This is a genomic window from Streptomyces coacervatus (assembly GCF_029223485.1).
In the GTDB taxonomy this organism is placed as follows: Bacteria; Actinomycetota; Actinomycetes; order Streptomycetales; family Streptomycetaceae; genus Streptomyces; species Streptomyces coacervatus.
Window position 1 is genome coordinate 107976 of the sequence record NZ_JARHTP010000019.1, and the last position, 13056, is coordinate 121031.

14 protein-coding genes are annotated in these 13056 nt (G+C 69.0%); 6 read left to right on the forward strand and 8 right to left on the reverse strand.

Annotation, left to right across the window (positions count from 1 at the left end; translation table 11 throughout):
- Positions 1 to 2: 2 nt before the first annotated feature.
- Both P2Q00_RS37795 and cdgB read right to left on the reverse strand, forming a co-directional pair.
- Positions 3 to 935 (reverse strand): carbohydrate-binding protein, encoded by a 933-nt coding sequence (locus tag P2Q00_RS37795; RefSeq protein ID WP_275778712.1) that lies wholly within the window; start codon positions 933 to 935, stop codon positions 3 to 5.
- A gap of 133 nt (positions 936 to 1068) precedes the next feature.
- Positions 1069 to 2727 (reverse strand): diguanylate cyclase CdgB, encoded by a 1659-nt coding sequence (cdgB, locus tag P2Q00_RS37800; protein WP_275778714.1) that lies wholly within the window; start codon positions 2725 to 2727, stop codon positions 1069 to 1071.
- A 339-nt stretch (positions 2728 to 3066) separates the two neighbouring features.
- Between cdgB and P2Q00_RS37805 the strand changes: the two genes are divergently transcribed.
- Both P2Q00_RS37805 and P2Q00_RS37810 read left to right on the forward strand, forming a co-directional pair.
- Complete coding sequence (locus P2Q00_RS37805) at positions 3067 to 3651, forward strand: flavin reductase family protein (protein WP_275778715.1); 585 nt, start codon at positions 3067 to 3069, stop codon at positions 3649 to 3651.
- Positions 3652 to 3718: 67 nt separating this feature from the next.
- A complete protein-coding gene (locus P2Q00_RS37810) occupies positions 3719 to 4192 on the forward strand; it encodes a GNAT family N-acetyltransferase (RefSeq protein WP_275778717.1) in 474 nt (157 codons plus the stop codon).
- Positions 4193 to 4203: 11 nt separating this feature from the next.
- Here the strand turns inward: P2Q00_RS37810 and P2Q00_RS37815 are convergent, their stop codons facing one another.
- Both P2Q00_RS37815 and arfB read right to left on the reverse strand, forming a co-directional pair.
- Positions 4204 to 5076 (reverse strand): sigma-70 family RNA polymerase sigma factor, encoded by an 873-nt coding sequence (locus P2Q00_RS37815; protein WP_275778719.1) that lies wholly within the window; start codon positions 5074 to 5076, stop codon positions 4204 to 4206.
- 106 nt (positions 5077 to 5182) lie between these two features.
- Positions 5183 to 5620: an alternative ribosome rescue aminoacyl-tRNA hydrolase ArfB gene (gene arfB, locus P2Q00_RS37820; protein ID WP_275778950.1), complete on the reverse strand. Its 438-nt coding sequence runs from the start codon at positions 5618 to 5620 to the stop codon at positions 5183 to 5185.
- 170 nt (positions 5621 to 5790) lie between these two features.
- Here arfB and P2Q00_RS37825 point away from each other — a divergent pair, with 170 nt between their 5' ends.
- The gene (locus tag P2Q00_RS37825) at positions 5791 to 6366 is read left to right on the forward strand and encodes a TerD family protein (RefSeq protein ID WP_123965927.1); all 576 of its coding nucleotides are present in this window, start codon (positions 5791 to 5793) and stop codon (positions 6364 to 6366) included.
- Positions 6367 to 6445: 79 nt separating this feature from the next.
- On the opposite strand, the gene P2Q00_RS37830 is transcribed toward P2Q00_RS37825, so the two are convergent.
- On the reverse strand, positions 6446 to 6868 hold the full coding sequence (locus tag P2Q00_RS37830) for a hypothetical protein (RefSeq protein WP_275778720.1): 423 nt from the start codon (positions 6866 to 6868) through the stop codon (positions 6446 to 6448).
- A 208-nt stretch (positions 6869 to 7076) separates the two neighbouring features.
- Here P2Q00_RS37830 and P2Q00_RS37835 point away from each other — a divergent pair, with 208 nt between their 5' ends.
- The gene (locus P2Q00_RS37835) at positions 7077 to 8894 is read left to right on the forward strand and encodes a trypsin-like serine peptidase (RefSeq protein ID WP_275778723.1); all 1818 of its coding nucleotides are present in this window, start codon (positions 7077 to 7079) and stop codon (positions 8892 to 8894) included.
- Positions 8895 to 8923: 29 nt separating this feature from the next.
- Entirely contained in the window at positions 8924 to 9466 is a 543-nt protein-coding gene (locus P2Q00_RS37840) for a hypothetical protein (protein WP_275778724.1), read from the forward strand.
- A gap of 112 nt (positions 9467 to 9578) precedes the next feature.
- On the opposite strand, the gene P2Q00_RS37845 is transcribed toward P2Q00_RS37840, so the two are convergent.
- From P2Q00_RS37845 to P2Q00_RS37855, 3 genes are all read right to left on the reverse strand, one after another.
- Positions 9579 to 10355 (reverse strand): ABC transporter permease, encoded by a 777-nt coding sequence (locus tag P2Q00_RS37845; protein ID WP_275778726.1) that lies wholly within the window; start codon positions 10353 to 10355, stop codon positions 9579 to 9581.
- Positions 10352 to 11314, reverse strand: a complete 963-nt coding sequence (locus P2Q00_RS37850) for an ATP-binding cassette domain-containing protein (RefSeq protein ID WP_275778728.1) — start codon at positions 11312 to 11314, stop codon at positions 10352 to 10354. Before P2Q00_RS37850 ends, P2Q00_RS37845 begins: the two co-directional genes overlap by 4 nt.
- Before the next feature lie 76 nt (positions 11315 to 11390).
- Positions 11391 to 12071 (reverse strand): DUF4097 family beta strand repeat-containing protein, encoded by a 681-nt coding sequence (locus P2Q00_RS37855; protein WP_275778730.1) that lies wholly within the window; start codon positions 12069 to 12071, stop codon positions 11391 to 11393.
- Positions 12072 to 12293: 222 nt separating this feature from the next.
- Here P2Q00_RS37855 and P2Q00_RS37860 point away from each other — a divergent pair, with 222 nt between their 5' ends.
- Positions 12294 to 13016: a GbsR/MarR family transcriptional regulator gene (locus P2Q00_RS37860; RefSeq protein WP_275778732.1), complete on the forward strand. Its 723-nt coding sequence runs from the start codon at positions 12294 to 12296 to the stop codon at positions 13014 to 13016.
- The last annotated feature ends 40 nt before the right edge of the window (positions 13017 to 13056 follow it).

A 13056-nucleotide genomic window follows, 5' to 3' on the forward strand; every position in this document is an offset into this window, starting at 1 on the left:
TTTCAGCCGTTCTGGAGCCACACCTGGTCGAGGTTAGCGTTGCACTGATTGCCAGCGTTGCAAGCGATCACGATCGTATTGGTGCCCTTGACCAGGTTGACGTTGGCCCAGGTGCTCTGCCAGTCGTTGTCCCACTGGCCTTCCGGCAGCTTGCCGAAATTCTTCATGCCCAGCGGCTGCGTGTTGGACTTGCCATTGACCACCAGCGTCGCGTTGGCATCCACCCCTGGGATGCCGTAGCGCACGTAGAGCCTGTAGCTGCCGGCTTTGGCGATGCCGTTGACGGTCCACGTGACTGTCGCGCCAACCTGATTGAAACCCGATACGTAGACACCGCCGGCGGCCTTGGCCCCCTTGACGTCCGACGCCGTTGTGGCGCCGCCGCCCGGCTGAAGGTCCTTCGCGTCGGACTTCGGCAGTTCGGCCGACGCACTGCTACTCGCCGACTGACTCGGCTTAGAGCTCTGCGAAGTGGACGGCGTGCTGGAGGAACCGCCGCTCGCCTTGTTGTCCGAGTTGCCGTTCATCATCGCCACGCCGATGCCGATCACGACCGCGGCGACCACCGCGACGGCGCCGATCAGCAGGCCCTTGGTGTTGGGGCCGCGGCCCCGGCCGCCACCGGTGGGCATCGGCTGCTGGGTGGTCGGAGCGCCGCCCGGGAACGTCTCCGGTGCCTGGTAGGCGGCGTTCGGCTGGCCGTACGCACCCTGCTGCTGCGGGACCTGGCCGTAGGCGGCCGTCTGCTGGGCCTGGGCCGGCGGCTGGCCGTACTGTCGCTGGCCGACCGCGCGCACTCTGTTGACGGAGCCCGGGTAGCCGTAGCCGCCGCCACCGGACGGTGGCTGCGCTCCGTTGGCCTGCCCATCGGCGTAGAGGTAGCCGAACGGGTCGTCGTCCTCTGGCGTGCTGGCGCCGTTGTTGCCGGACGTCATCTCCGTGGTACTCCTCAGCGGTGCGGGTCGAACGCGATACGTGGGGTCAGAATGGCGAGCCTACCCGCTCCTGCTGCCCCAAACGGGTGACTCGGATCGCATCGGCTCGCGGACCAGGCCACTGACCTGGAGATCAACCCGCGCGTCTGTGCTGTTTGGGACGAGATCGTTTCTCTACGTACATCCGTTCGTCGGCAGACTTCAACACTTCGTCCGCAGTCATGCCGCAGTGCGCCCACCCGATACCGAAGCTGGCGCCCACCCGGACGGCCCGCCCCTCGGCCCGGATCGGCTGAATGATCTCGTTGCGCAGGCGTACGGCGAGGTCCGCCGCGTCGGCCCGGCCGAGCCCGTCGGCGAGGATCACGAACTCGTCGCCGCCGAGCCGCGCGACCGTGTCGCCGTCGCGCACGGCCCGCGACAGCCGCCGGGCGACCTCGATGAGAACCGCGTCACCCGCGTTGTGCCCGAACCGGTCGTTGATCGACTTGAAGCCGTCGAGGTCGCAGAAGAGGACCGCGAGTCCCTTGGCGCCGTCGTCGTGCTCGCTCTCGGGGGCGGCGGTGTGCACATGGTGGTCGAAGCCGTCGTACACCTCGATGTCGCCGCCCGGCCGGAAGTCGAAGCCGTGACCGCCCGCGTCGTAGACGGGATGGCCGTAGGCCGCGTCCAGGGATTCGAGGGCGCCGGGGTGGTTGGGGCGCTGGCAGATGCGGGAGGAGAGGCGGGAGCGCAGCTCGGCGGAGTTCGGCAGGCCGGTGAGCGAGTCGTGGGAGGCGCGGTGGGCGAGCTGCAGCTCGCGGCGCTTGCGCTCCTCGATCTCCTCGACGTGGGTGAGCAGGAAGCGGGGGCCGTCGGCGGCGTCCGCCACGACGGAGTTACGGAGGGAGACCCAGACGTACGTGCCGTCGCGGCGGCCGAGGCGGAGTTCCGCCCGCCCGCCCTCGGCGGACGTGCGAAGCAGCGTGCCGATGTCCTCCGGGTGGACGAGGTCGGAGAAGGCGTAGCGGCGCATCGCGGAGGCGGGGCGGCCGAGCAGGCGGCAGAGGGCGTCGTTGGTCCTGAGTATCCGGCCGTGCTGGTCGCCGCCCATCTCGGCGATGGCCATGCCGGACGGGGCGTACTCGAAGGCCTGCCTGAAGCTTTCCTCGCTCGCCCTGAGGGCCTGCTGCTCCCTTTCGAGTCTGACCAGTGCCCGCTGCATATTCGCACGTAGACGCGCGTTGCTGATCGCGATGGCGGCCTGGAATGCATACATCTGGAGCGCCTCGCGACCCCAGGCGCCCGGCCGCCGGCCGTTGCGCGGCCGGTCCACGGACAGGACGCCGATCAGCTCACCGCAGGTGCCGTTCGGACCGCCGGGCGTGTACATGGGGGCGAAGAGCCGGTCGGAGGGGTGCCACTCGTCCTCGAAGCGGGGCGCGGGGCCATCGGTGTACCACTGCGGGACGTCGTCGTCGTCGAGGATCCAGCCCTCGGTGTGCGGTATGAACACCAGGTCGCCCCAGTGCTCGCCCATGCTCAGACGGCGCTCCCAGGACTCCCGGGAGCCGACCCGGCCCGTGATCAGCGCCTCGGCCGCCGGGTTGCCCGCGAAGGCGGCGACCACGAGGTCGCCGTCGGGGCGGACGAGGTTGACGCACGCCAGCTCGTACCCGAGGCCGTTGACCACGCCGTCGGCGACGGTCTGCAGCGTGTCCGCCAGGCTTCGAGCCGTGTTCATGTCAGCCATGACCTGGTGCAGTTGCCGCAGAGTCGCAAGACGGACGTACGGCTCCGACTCGGTCTCCATGCTCGCCCTCCCCCCGAGACCTCGCAGCGAATCAAGGGTTCTCATCGGCGTATCGTCATTGGCAGCTTCCCAGCCACTGAATCACAGCGCGCTGCCCACTCGGTACACAGGGTCAACAATTAGTGCCCCTTGTGAGTCAAGTCACAGCGAAAGATGAACAATTGAGTGGTGTTTCTGCGGTTTCCCTGTGCGTTCGCTGAACACAAACTTTGTGGCATCTTGCGGGTATGTGGAGATGCCGCACAAGGCTACGTCGGCGGACTCAGTCGGTGGTCCTAGGCCCGGTCTCGGACCGGAGTCCGATGCGGCCGGCGCAGGGCGGACATTAGCGTTTCGGGCGTGCTGAACACTCCCCCTGCCGCATTCCCGATCACTGCTCCGCGCGCCTCCGGGCATGCTGAGGGGGTGAGCAACGACGAGTTCCGCGCCGCCATGACCCGACTGGCCGCGGGCGTGGTCCTGGTGACCGCACAGGAGCCGCCACTGGACCCCGACGACCCGTCGGCGCCGGGCGGCGAGGACGTCGGCATGACGGCGACGGCCTTCATGTCCGTCTCCCTCGACCCGCCCCTGGTCCTGGTCAGCCTGCGCGAGGGCTCCCGCATGGACGACCTGCTCGACGAGCAGCCCCTGTGGGCGGTCTCGGTCCTCTCCGAGAGCCAGCGGCACATCGCCGGGCGCTTCGCCATGAAGGGCCGCATCAGCGACCGGCTGTTGTTCGAGGACATCCCGTACGTACGCGGAGAGGCGACCGGGGCTCCCTTGGTGGGCGGCGCCCTGGCGACCCTGGAGTGCCGCACGGAGCAGCGGGTGGTGGCCGGGGACCACACCCTGGTGATCGGACGGGTGCTGACGGCGGGGGTGCCCAGTGCGGACGGGGGCCCGCTGACCTACTTCCGGGGCCGGTACCGGCAGTTGGGCTGATCCCCGTAGCCGGGGTGAGCAGGTAATTCTCGTGCACGCGCGCGTACGTGCCTCCTAGGGTGCGCACATGACGACGACCGCCGGGCCCCGCCTCGAAGTGATCACCTCGCGCAATCTCGAAGCCGCCCTCGGCATCCGTATCCGCCCCGACCAGGAACACGCGGTCGAGCCGGTCGCGCACTCCCTGGCCGAGGCGTACGTACGTCCCGAGGGCGTCGCGTGGCCGCGCCTGATCGTCGACGAGGGGCGGCCCGTCGGCTTCCTGATGGCGTTCCTCGACATCGACTGGAACCAGGACGGCACCGACTTCCGCTCCGGCCTGTGGCGTCTGAACATCGCGGCGGAGGAGCAGGGGCGCGGATACGGCCGGTTCGCGCTCGAGTCCGTGGCCGCCGAGATCCGCCGCCGGGGCGGCAAGGAGCTGTACGTCACCTGGCACCCCGGCCCCGACGGCCCGGAGGGCTTCTACCTGGGCCTCGGCTTCCGTACGACCGGGGAGACGAGCGGCGGCCAGACGGTCGGGGTACTGGACCTCGCCTGATCGACAGCTCGTCAGTCGACCAGGCTGATGTCCTGCCGGGCCACCCGCGCAGGATCCAGCACGATGTCGATCACGGCAATCCGGGTCCCCACGAACGTGAAGGCCAGCGTCCGGTCCAGCCGCCCGTCGATGAACACCGCGAGCCCCGTGGCACCATCGACCAGCGCGGGCCGCGACACGGCCGCGAAGTGCCGGAAGCTCGACGCGCCCTTGGCGACCGCCGCCGCCCCCGTGGTCACGCCGACGTCGGTACGGGCGACGACATCCGGGTCCAGCAACTCGACCAGGGCGTCGAAGTCACCCCCGCGCGCGGCGGCGAGAAAGGCATCGACAACCTCCCGCTGCCGCACCAGATCGGCATCGTGCGCCTCGGCGCCCTGCACCCGGCGTCGCGCCCGGCTGGCCAGCTGCCGTGCCGCGTCCGGGCTGCGCCCCACGATGTCCGCGACCTCCTCGTACGGCACCGCGAACAGGTCGTGCAGCACGAACGCCAGCCGCTCGGCGGGCGTCAGCGTCTCCAGTACGACGAGCAGCGCGACGCCCACGGAGTCGGCGAGCAGTGCGTCCTGCTCGGGGTCGGCGGCGAAGACGTCCGCCACGCGCGCGGTGGCCGTGCCGCTCTCCAACGGTTCCTCCGCGCGCGATTTGCGGGAGCGCAGCATGTCCAGACAGACCCGGCCGACGACGGTCGTCAGCCAGCCACCCAGGTTGTCCACCCGCCGGGCGTCGGTACGACTCAGCCGGAACCACGCCTCTTGCACCGCATCATCGGCCTCGGAGCTCGAACCGAGCATTCGGTAGGCGACGGCGCGCAGATGAGGCCGATGCGATTCGAATCGCCGGGCAAGGAATTCGCCGTCCAAGGGAAATTCGCTCTTGTTCATTGCCACAGCTCCCGCACTCCGGTCCGTCAGGTCTTTTACTTGACGGACCGGACGCGGGCGATGTGACAAAGGACGTTCTACGAATACGGTCCCGGGTCTCGCGGTCTTACGACCAGTCCCGCCCGGACCGCCCCCGCTTCGTATCGGAGCGCTGCTTCTTCTCCCGCAACCGCCGCTCATTGATCCCGCGCGGAATACGGGTCGCCCGGCGCGGCTTGGGCGGCGGCGCGGTGGCCTCGGCGAGCAGCGCCGCGAGGCGCACCGCGGCGGTCTCGCGGTTGCGCCACTGGGACCGGTGCTCGGAGGCGCGCACGACGATCACGCCGTCGACGAGCCGGCCGGCCAGCCGCTCCAGCGCCCGCGCCTTCCACACCTCGGGCAGCGCCTCGGTCTTCGCCAGGTCGAAGCGCAGCTCCACCTGGGAGTCACTGGTGTTGACATGCTGTCCGCCGGGCCCCGACGACCGCGAGAAACGCCAGTTGAGCTCGGCCTCGGGGAGCGAGACGGAGCCGCGGACGATGTAGGGACCGGACATGCCCTCCATGGTCGCGCGACTGACCGGCACACGTCACGCGAATATCGTTCACTCGAAGTTCGGTAAAGAAAGTAAAGGGAGCGGGAACCTCGTGTACCCCTCTTGGCGTTCATAGAGGTACCGGTAGCTTCGTCCCCAGTACGAAGCCCGTACGCAACGAGGGAAGGGACTCCCAAACCATGGCTGTAAGCCTGTCCAAGGGTGGCAACGTCTCGCTCACCAAGGAGGCTCCGGGCCTGACCGCCGTCACCGTGGGCCTCGGCTGGGACGTCCGCACCACCACTGGCACGGACTTCGACCTCGACGCCTCCGCCATCGCGGTCAACACTCAGGGCAAGGTCTTCTCGGACGCCCACTTCGTCTTCTTCAATAACAAGCAGACCCCGGACAACACCATCGTCCACACCGGTGACAACCGCACCGGCGAGGGCGAGGGCGACGACGAGGCGATCAACGTCAACCTGGCGGGTCTCCCGGCCGACATCGACAAGATCGTCTTCCCGGTCTCCATCTACGACGCGGAGAACCGCTCGCAGAACTTCGGCCAGGTCCGCAACGCCTACATCCGCATCCTCAACCAGGCGGGCGGCGCGGAGATCGCCCGCTACGACCTGTCGGAGGACGCGGCCACGGAGACGGCCATGGTCTTCGGCGAGCTCTACCGCAACGGCGCGGAGTGGAAGTTCCGCGCGGTCGGCCAGGGCTACGCCTCCGGCCTGGTGGGCATCGCGCAGGACTTCGGCGTGAACGTCTGACCCGCCCTGCGCTCAGCGGGAGCCCCTGGCTGCGGTTCGCCGCGGCCGGGGGCTCCGGCGTGTTCAAGCTGCCGCGCTGTCAGCCCATCGGCCGGTAATAGCCCAGCACAGCGGCCAATTGGGCGAACCACTGCCCCAGCTGGGTCCTCGGCTTCGCCTCCACCACGCACTCGTAGAACCTGCCGTCCAGGTGGACCACCGCCATCATCAGGTCCTTGCCGGACGGGCTCGCCTTGTAGTGGACGCTGCGGATCTCCTGCCAAGGGAAGTCGGCCGACACGCCGTTGAGCTCGAAGGCCACGCCCTCGGCGTCGACCACGATCGAGTTCCGGCGGTCGACCGCCATGAACTCCGGCCCGGCGGCGGCTGGTTGGGGTGGCGTCGGAGCGTAGGCGTACTGGGGCGGCGGTGGACCGAAGCCCGGCGGGGCGGTGGGCGGAGGGGGCGGTGGCTGGTGGCCGTACGCGGGCTGGTTGCCGTACGGCGGTGGCTGGGTGGTCATCTGGTTCCGTCCCCGAATGTGGTGTGCCTCCCGGGAAATCTACCCACATGAACGTCGTCGCCGTGCCGACGGTAAAGTCCTTCGGCGCCAAGGTCACCAAGGTGCAGCACCTCCGCGCCGACCGGTCCGCGTAAGAGCGCCAGCCGCACACCGACTGGCGCTTTCCACTTGCCCCCACACCACACGCGTGCCCACAGATGAGGAAACCGTGCAACTACCCACCCTGCGTGACACGTTGAGAACCTGTGCCGGGATAGCGGCCTCCGCGCTCGTCCTCGCGACGGTGTCTCCCGCCTCCGCCGCCCCCTCCGCGACGACGTACGGTACGGGCACGGCGGGAGCATGGACGAGTGCGGCGGCCGAGAAGTTCTGGACCCCCGAGCGGATGGCCGATGCCACCCCGGACAGCCCCCGCGGCGAGGCCCCGGCCGGCTGGAAGCCCGGGTCCAGCGCCAAGGGGGTGGCCGCGGCGAAGAACGGCAGTTACTTCGCAGGGGTCCCCACGGTCGGCACGTTCTTCCACTACGTGACGGACCCGGCCACCGACAAGCTGACGGCACGCTTCTGCTCCGCGAGCGTCGTCGACAGCCCGCAGGGCAACGTCGTCCTGACCGCCGCGCACTGCTCCGGCGGCTCCAAGGGCATGTTCGTGCCCCGCTACAACGGCGCCGCGACGAACCCCGCCCCCTACGGCCGGTTCGCGGTGCAGCGGTGGGTCCGTGACGCACGCTGGTACCAGGCCGAAGGCCACCCCACCCGCGATGCCTACTCCGACTTCGACTACGCCTTCGCCCGGGTCGCCGCCAACAAGCAAGGGCAGAGCGTGCAGAAGGCGGTCGGTGCGGGGCTCAAGCTCGGCCAGGTGAACGGCCAGTACAAGCAGAACGTCACCGTCATCGGCTACCCCGGCAGCCACAATCCGAAGAACCAGCCCTTCATCTGCGCCGACGTCACCACCCGTCAGCTGCCCGGCTACCACCAGATGCGCATGGACTGCGGCGGGTTCTACGGAGGCACCTCCGGAAGCCCCTGGATCACCGGCCTGAACAGGACGACCGGCGCCGGAACCGTCATCGGCAACCTCGGCGGCTACTACGGCGGCGGCCTGGAGAACAACAGCGACCGAATATCGTTCGCCGCCACCTACGACCAGCGGGCCTTCGAGATCTACGATGCCGCGGCGAAGAACACCACCCCGCAGCAGTACCCGCGCGGCTACAGCATGTACCCGACCGGCGGAGGCCTGTGGCAGCACGCCATGAAGACCGCCTCCGGTGACTACAGCGGCGACGGCAAGACCGACTTGATCGTGATCTGGTCGGACGGCGAAGTCACCCTCTACACCGGAGACGGCAACGGCGGCTTCTCCGGCGAACACCGGATCGCGAAGTCCTCGACCTGGACCCACGCCAAGACCATCGCCGGCGGAGACTTCAACGGCAACGACGCCTCCGACCTCATGGTGGTCTGGTCGGACGGCGAGGTCACCCTCTACACCGGGAACGGCAGCGGCGGCTTCGCCAAGGAGACCCAGATGGCCAAGCCCAGCAGCACCTGGAAGGACGCCATCCAGATCACCGCCGGACGCTACAGCGACAACCAGTGGACCGACGACCTCATGGTCCGCTGGGTCGACGGCGAAACCACCCTCTACACCGATGTCGACGGCCGCGGATTCCTCCACGAACACAAGCTGCAGCCCCCCAACGACACCTGGCGCAACGCGACCATCCTCGCCGCCGGAAACTTCACCGGGGGCGCCAACTGGGACGTCATCGTGCGCTGGTCCGACGGCGAACTGACCCTCTACCGCGATTCCTCCGCCGCAGGCGTGGGAACGGAGATCAAGCTGAAGTCCTCTAACAAGTTGTGGACCCACGCCACCGTCATGACCGCCGGCGCGTACACACCAGGGGACCCCGACGACCTGCTCGTGCGCTGGTCCGACGGCGAGACCACCCTGTACACCGACACCACGACCACCCTCGGCAGCGAACACATGCTCGTCCCGCCAGCTGCCAGTTGATCACCGTCCAGGAAGGCGAGGTACCACCGATGTACCAGCGCGCAGCCGGCATCGTCTTCACCGCGGTCGCCCTCGGTCTCGCAGCCGCACCCGGCGTCCACGCGGCCGAGGATCCGGGCCTCGCCGTCAACATCGCCTCCACGGACGGCGACAGCTCCCCCGACGGGCCACTGCAGCCGGGCGTGCCCGTCGAGGTCACCTCGGGAGTCGATCTGACGTCCCTGGCCGCCGAGAACGGCAGCTTCACCGTGACCTCCCCGGCGTTCGCGCACCCGGTCGAGGTGACCCTGCAGAAGAACAGCTACGGCCAGGGCAATGGGGCGATCCGCTGCGGCATCGAGCCGGGCAGCTATCCCGTCGACATCGCCGGACACCACGAAGGATCCGGGCTCACCGCGAAGCAGACGCATACGACCATCACCGTCGCCGGCGGCGGCTCGTACTGCGATCAGGCGTCCGGATCGTCCGCGCAGAGCACCACCACCGTGGCGGCCGTCGGCGGCGGCGTCGCCGTCCTGGCGGTCGGAGGATTCGCCGTCGCACGGCGCAGGCGCAGCAGGACGCAGCCCTGAACCCCTTCCACATCCTGCACACGAACGGGGCGGCGTACATCCGACGTGGTGTCGGTGTACGCCGCCCTCGGGTGGGACGGGTTGCGGGAGGTGGCCCGCGTCGTCATGGCGGTTACTTCGGGTCGCTGTCGAACTTCGAGGCCGACCAGAAGTAGCCGAGGACCGCGAGGCCGACGCACCAGGCGACGGCGAGCCAGCCGTTGTGGCCGATGCCGGTGCCGAGCAGCAGGCCGCGCAGGGTTTCGATGGCGGGGGTGAAGGGCTGGTACTCGGCGATCGGCTGGAACCAGCCGGGCATGGAGTGCAGCGGGACGAAGGCGCTGGAGATGAGCGGCAGCAGGATCAGCGGCATGGCGTTGTTGCTGGCGGCCTCGGCGTTCGGGCTGACCAGGCCCATGCCGACGGCGATCCAGGTGAGCGCCGTGGCGAAGAGCACGAGCAGACCGAACGCGGCGAGCCACTCCAGGGCGGTGGCATCGGTGGAGCGGAAGCCGATCGCCACAGCGACGACGCCGACGAGGACCACGCTCAGCACCGACTGCAGGACGCTGCCGATGACGTGTCCGATGAGGATGGAGCCTCGGTGGATCGCCATGGTGCGGAAGCGGGCGATGATGCCCTCGCTCATGTCGGTGGCCACCGACACGGCGGTGCCGATCGTGGTGGAGCCGATGGTCATGAGCAGGATGCCGGGCACAAGGTAGGCGATGTACGCGTCACGGCCCGCGCCTGCGCTCATGGCGCCGCCGAAGATGTAGACGAACAGCAACAGCAGCATGACCGGGGTGAGCAGCAGGTTCAGGGTGAGGGAGGGGTAGCGGCGGGCGTGCAGGAGGTTGCGGCGCAGCATCGTGGACGAGTCGCGCACGGCGAGGGCGAAAGAGCTCATCGGACGGCCTCCTTGGGCTCGTTGGGCTGGTCGGTGTCGCCGGTCAGGGCGAAGAAGACGTCGTCGAGGTCGGGGGTGTGCACCGTCAGCTCGTCGGCCTCGACACCGGCCGCGTCGAGCCAGTCGAGGATGGAGCGCAGCTCGCGCTGGCTGCCGTCGCTGGGGAGCTGCAGCGCGAGGGCTTCGTCGTCGCGGGCGGCCTCGCGCAGGGCGGCGGCGGCGCTCTGGTACGCGGCCGGGTCGGTGAAGCGGAGCCGGATGTGTCCGCCGGGGACGATCCGCTTGAGCTCGTCGGCGGTGCCCTCGGCGACGATCCTGCCGTCGTTGAGGACGGCGATGTGGTCGGCGAGCTCGTCGGCCTCCTCCAGGTACTGGGTAGTGAGGAAGACGGTGACGCCGCCCGTGACGAGCTCGCGGATGATGCCCCACATGTTGTGGCGTGCGCGCGGGTCGAGTCCGGTGGTCGGCTCGTCGAGGAAGATGATCCGCGGGCTGCCGACCAGGGTCATGGCGATGTCGAGACGGCGCTTCATGCCGCCGGAGTAGGTGGAGGCGGGCTTCTTCGCGGCCTCCACCAGATCGAATCGCTCCAGCAGTTCGGCAGCGACCCGCCGCCCCTCGGCCCTGGACAGGTGGTGCAGGTCCGCCATGAGGAGCATGTTCTCCTCGCCGGTGATCAGGCCGTCGACGGCGGAGAACTGCCCGGTGACACCGATCGCGGCGCGTGCCGCCTGCGGGGCGGTGGCGAGGTCGTGGCCGCCGACGCTGATCCGACCGCTTGCGGGGTCGGGGGAGATGAGGGTGGAGAGGATCTTGACGGCGGTGGTCTTGCCGGCGCCGTTCGGGCCGAGCAGAGAGAAGATCGTGCCTTCCGGTACGGCGATGTCGACGCCGTCGAGGACGGTCTTGTCGCCGTAGGACTTGCGCAGCCCGTTCGCCGCGATGGCCAGGTCGGCCATGAGAGGTACCCCCTGTTTCTGCTGCTGACTGCTTCTGCTGACTGCTTCTGCTGACTGCGGATTACTGGCTGCGGATTTACAGGCTTCCGGCGGTGATGTCGCCGTAGGAGGTGGTCGCCTGGATGCTCAGGCCGGCCGTCGCGCCTTCGGTGTTCCTGAGCGCGTTCTGGATCCGGCCGTAGGAGGTGCCGGCGTCCAGAGAGGCGGAGACCCCGGGGGCGGCGCCGACCGAGATGTCGCCCTTCTGGGTGCTCAGCACGACCGTGCCGCGCGCGGCCTCGGTGATCTCGGTGATCTGGATGTCGCCCCGCTGGGTGCTGATCTCCGCGGGTCCGCCCAGGCGGCCGACCGAGACATCACCGTCGTGGGCGGTGAGGCGGGCGCTTGCGGCCTCGTCGAGCTTGACCGAGCGGTAGCCGCCGGCGAAGGCGACGTCGCCGAGCCGTCCGACGCCGCGGAACTCGGCGGCGTCCGCCTTCGCCTCGACGCGGGAGCCGGCGGGCAGCTGGACGGTCACGTCGACGGATCCGGTGGGGCCGAGGAGCCGGTTGCCCGCCTCCCGGTCCTCGATCCGCAGAACGCCGTCGCTGTAGGCGACCTCGATCCGCTCCGCCGCCTTCACGTCGCGGCTCTTGGAGACGTTTGTGGGCAGGACCTCGACCGTGGTGTCGGCGCGGTCGGCGGCGATGAACTGGATGCGCCCGCCGGGGATGTCGAGGACGGCCGAGACCGGGGCGGGGGTGTCGAACTTCTGCATCGTGCTCTCCTTGGTTCGTCGTTTCTGACGTTGGAAAAGCTACGTTGCATTCACAGATCCGGCAACACGTTCGTTGCGTAGAATATTCATAAGCGCAGGTGAAGGCCGATAAATTGTTGCAATGGTCTGGAGAGTAATGCAACACCCCTCACCGTCTTCGTTGCAATGGATTGAAGGCGAACGCTATGCTGGGGCACACCACGAACCACAAAGGAGACCGCGATGCCGGGAGGCCGACTCACCCAGCAGGAGCGCCAGCAGATCGCGCTGGGACTGGGCGACGGACTCGCCTACGCCGAGATCGCCAGACGCCTCGACCGCCCGACCTCGACGATCACACGCGAGGTGATGCGCAACGGCGGCCCCACCGCCTACCGCGCCGACCTGGCCCACCGCGCCACCGAACACCGCGCCCGCCGTCACAGTCAGGCCGCAGTCCGGGATCCGAAGGCGTCCCCGCAGGCCTATGGGCGCGACGCCGAGGCCGTGCGCCAGTACGAGGAGACGCTCACCACCGTCTTCATACAGTCGGGCACGCCCAAGATGATGGCCCGGGTGATGGCCGCCATCGTCATCAGCGACGCGGGCAGCCTCACCGCGTCCGAACTCGTCCGGCGCCTCCAGGTCAGCCCGGCGTCCGTCTCGAAAGCGATCACGTTCCTCGAAGAACAGGGCATGGTCCGCCGGGAACGCGACGAACGCCGCCGCGAGCGCTACGTCGTCGACGACGACATCATGTACCAGTCGATGATGGCCAGCGCCCGCGGCACCGCCCAGGTCGCCGAGACCGCACGGGAAGGCGTCGGCGTCCTCGGATCCGGCACCCCGGCCGCCACCCGCCTCGAAAACATCGCCCGCTTCCTCGACTTCGTCTCCGAGAGCATCACCCGCGCCGCGGACCAGGCCCGCGAACTCCTCCACACGAAACCCGAACACACGCAGTGACGTTTCAGGCCCCAACTCCGCTTAGTAGACGTGGAGTTGA

What these genes read in the sequence shown, in the direction of transcription:
- P2Q00_RS37795 (WP_275778712.1), bottom strand. Translation starts at nt 935, where the DNA reads ATGACGTCCGGCAACAACGGCGCCAGCACGCCAGAGGACGACGACCCG.
- cdgB (WP_275778714.1), bottom strand. Translation starts at nt 2,727, where the DNA reads ATGGAGACCGAGTCGGAGCCGTACGTCCGTCTTGCGACTCTGCGGCAA.
- P2Q00_RS37810 (WP_275778717.1), top strand. Translation starts at nt 3,719, where the DNA reads ATGACGACGACCGCCGGGCCCCGCCTCGAAGTGATCACCTCGCGCAAT.
- P2Q00_RS37815 (WP_275778719.1), bottom strand. Translation starts at nt 5,076, where the DNA reads ATGAACAAGAGCGAATTTCCCTTGGACGGCGAATTCCTTGCCCGGCGA.
- arfB (WP_275778950.1), bottom strand. Translation starts at nt 5,620, where the DNA reads ATGGAGGGCATGTCCGGTCCCTACATCGTCCGCGGCTCCGTCTCGCTC.
- P2Q00_RS37825 (WP_123965927.1), top strand. Translation starts at nt 5,791, where the DNA reads ATGGCTGTAAGCCTGTCCAAGGGTGGCAACGTCTCGCTCACCAAGGAG.
- P2Q00_RS37830 (WP_275778720.1), bottom strand. Translation starts at nt 6,868, where the DNA reads ATGACCACCCAGCCACCGCCGTACGGCAACCAGCCCGCGTACGGCCAC.
- P2Q00_RS37840 (WP_275778724.1), top strand. Translation starts at nt 8,924, where the DNA reads ATGTACCAGCGCGCAGCCGGCATCGTCTTCACCGCGGTCGCCCTCGGT.
- P2Q00_RS37845 (WP_275778726.1), bottom strand. Translation starts at nt 10,355, where the DNA reads ATGAGCTCTTTCGCCCTCGCCGTGCGCGACTCGTCCACGATGCTGCGC.
- P2Q00_RS37850 (WP_275778728.1), bottom strand. Translation starts at nt 11,314, where the DNA reads ATGGCCGACCTGGCCATCGCGGCGAACGGGCTGCGCAAGTCCTACGGC.
- P2Q00_RS37855 (WP_275778730.1), bottom strand. Translation starts at nt 12,071, where the DNA reads ATGCAGAAGTTCGACACCCCCGCCCCGGTCTCGGCCGTCCTCGACATC.
- P2Q00_RS37860 (WP_275778732.1), top strand. Translation starts at nt 12,294, where the DNA reads ATGCCGGGAGGCCGACTCACCCAGCAGGAGCGCCAGCAGATCGCGCTG.